The organism is Aminobacter sp. AP02, from assembly GCF_003148805.1.
GTDB lineage: Bacteria > Pseudomonadota > Alphaproteobacteria > Rhizobiales > Rhizobiaceae > Aminobacter.
The window spans coordinates 1-2,520 of sequence record NZ_QGGX01000060.1; the positions used below are offsets into that span (position 1 = coordinate 1).

The window sequence follows — 2,520 nt, forward strand, 5'->3', positions numbered from 1 at the left end:
ATGATGAAGGGTTTCGGGTGCCGGCAGGCGTACGAAAGCCTCCCATGCAGGAACCCGCGAGCCACAGGCGACGGCTTATGGAGATTTCGGATTTCGGCTGGTGTCGTCGATGGCGCGACGGTTGTCTGAAAGCACCGGGATGGATGCGGACGGACGGCTTTGTGGCGTGCCTGCATGGGATTGCCGGCATGATGGTCGGGTGAGCGCCACCCTGACGGCTTCGATGATCGCGATGGATGTGTGCGGATCCGTTGCCGCAGGCCGAGAGTCCGCAGTTGAGGGCTTGACGATTCCATGCCGGGTCATGGCGAGTTCTCCCGGTATGCCGCGCGCGCTTCCGGCGGCCCTCGCGGCTGCCGCCAACGCTCGAACACCTCGATGACGGTCATGCGCCCGCCGCAGCAAGGGCATGGCGGACGGAAGTCGTCCGCTTCCTCAGGGCGATCATTCACCGATACCGGTGCAGTGGCGTTCAACAGTACGCGGGCGAGCATGAGGCTGGCCTTGCGCGCGCCGCTGGCAAGCAGGCCATAATGGCGGATGCGATGGAAGCCGCGTGGCAGTATGTGGAGTAGGAGGCGGCGGACAAACTCATTGATGGCGAGCGTCATGACCTGCTGGCGATCCGCGCCGTCACGGCGATAGTCCTTGTAGCGGAAGGTGACGCCGTCATTATCGAAGGCGATCAGGCGGCTGTTCGAGATGGCGACCCGATGCGTATAGCGCGACAGGTAGGCGAGCACCGCTTCCGGACCGGCGAACGGGGCCTTGGCATAGACGATCCAGCGTTTGCTGCGGACCGGCTTCAAGTGATGCATAAAGGCGCCCCGGTCGGTCAGGTACGCCATCGATCCGAAGAAGGCGAGCCTGCCGGCATCGTGCAATGCTAGCAGCCGGGTAAGGAACAGACGGCGGAACAGCTTGCCGAGAACGCGTACCGGCAGGAGGAAGGCCGCACGTGACGACACCCAGCGGCTTCCATCCAAAGAGATGCCGCCGCCCGGCACGATCATGTGCACATGCGGATGGTGCGTCATCGCCGATCCCCAAGTGTGCAGCACGGCGGTAATGCCTATGCGCGCGCCGAGATGCCTGGGATCGGCGGCGATAGTCAGCATGGTCTCAGATGCCGCCTTAAACAGCAGGTCGTAGACGACCGCCTTGTTCTGGAAAGCGATGTCGGCGACCTCGGCCGGCAGCGTGAACACGACATGGAAGTAACCGACTGGAAGCAGGTCTGCCTGGCGATCGGCAAGCCATGTCCGCGCAGCCGCACCTTGGCACTTCGGGCAATGCCGATTACGGCAGGAGTTGTAGGCGATCCGCCTCTGGCCGCAGTCCTCGCAGGCTTCGACGTGACCGCCGAGCGCCGCGGTGCGGCAGTTCTCGATCGCCAACATGACCTTGAGCTGGTCCAGGCTCAGGTGCCCTGCATGGGCGACCCGATAGGCATGACCAGCAGCACGGAAGATATCGGCGACATCGAGCGAGGTCCGCACGGCTCAGCCGGGCGGCGGCTTGCCTTCCATCAGTGCCATCAGGCGGTCGAGGGGTCCGGCGACCGCGTGGATCGTCCGTGTTGAGACCTTTGTATAAAGGGCGGTGGTGTCGAGCTTGCTGTGCCCGAGCAGCACCTGAATCACGCGGATATCGACATCCTGCTCCAGCAGATGCGTTGCGAAGCTGTGCCTCAGCGTATGTGGGCTGACACGTTTACGGATGCCAGCCACCTCGGCGGCTTCCTGAACCGCGCGGTGCAGTTGCCGTGATGAGATCGGATCGGTGCGGCTCCGTCCCGGGAACAGCCAGCCATGTGGGAGCATTACGCCGCGCTGCTTGCCTTCGCGCCACCACAGCCGCAGCAACTCCAGCAGTTGCGGCGAGAGCATGGCGTTGCGATCCTTGCGCCCCTTGCCCTGTTCTACACGGATCAGCATGCGCTTGCTGTCGATGTCGTCGACCTTCAGATGCGCGACCTCGGACACGCGCAGACCAGCGCCGTAGGCAACCCCGAGCGCGGCCTTGTATTTGATGCCGGGCGCGGCTTCGAGCAGGCGCGCTGCTTCTTCCACGCTTAGGACATCGGGCAGTTTGCGCGGATAGCGGGTGATGACCAGTGCGCGCGACAGGTCTCGACGCCTCAATGTCACCAGGAACAGAAACCGCAACGCCGAGACCGTGCCGTTGATGGTTGGCGGTCGGACGCCACTCTCATGTTGGTACAACTGGAAACGGCGAACCTCCTCGGGCGCTGCCGTATCTGGTGAGCGCCCGAGAAACGCAGCAAAGTTCCGGACGTGGCGAACGTAGTCCTGCCGGGTATGCGGCCCCAGCCCGCGCATAAGCATGTCTTCCTGCATGCGCTGGCGAAGCGGTGAGATCGGCGAACCTGTCGATTGAGTAGTCATGGGGGAGTTCCTCTGGTTGAAAGGAACTCCATCGTCAGGTCGCGCCTTCTACTCGCTCAAGACCAAACACATCACAGTACTTGGCACCCCTCCCGCGTAGCGGGTTCGTGCA

General features: G+C 63.4%; 3 protein-coding genes. 1 reads left to right on the forward strand and 2 read right to left on the reverse strand.

Annotated elements, in window-relative coordinates; genetic code table 11:
- Positions 1 to 203, forward strand: a 203-nt coding sequence (locus C8K44_RS27820; RefSeq protein ID WP_210206247.1) for a hypothetical protein, incomplete at its 5' end; no start/stop codon positions are given.
- 99 nt (positions 204 to 302) lie between these two features.
- On the opposite strand, the gene C8K44_RS27145 is transcribed toward C8K44_RS27820, so the two are convergent.
- Both C8K44_RS27145 and C8K44_RS27150 read right to left on the reverse strand, forming a co-directional pair.
- Positions 303 to 1,499 carry an IS91 family transposase gene (locus tag C8K44_RS27145; protein WP_109578854.1) on the reverse strand — a complete coding sequence of 399 codons (1,197 nt, stop codon included), beginning with the start codon at positions 1,497 to 1,499 and terminating at the stop codon, positions 303 to 305.
- A 3-nt stretch (positions 1,500 to 1,502) separates the two neighbouring features.
- Positions 1,503 to 2,408: a tyrosine-type recombinase/integrase gene (locus C8K44_RS27150; protein ID WP_109578855.1), complete on the reverse strand. Its 906-nt coding sequence runs from the start codon at positions 2,406 to 2,408 to the stop codon at positions 1,503 to 1,505.
- Between the last annotated feature and the right edge of the window lie 112 nt (positions 2,409 to 2,520).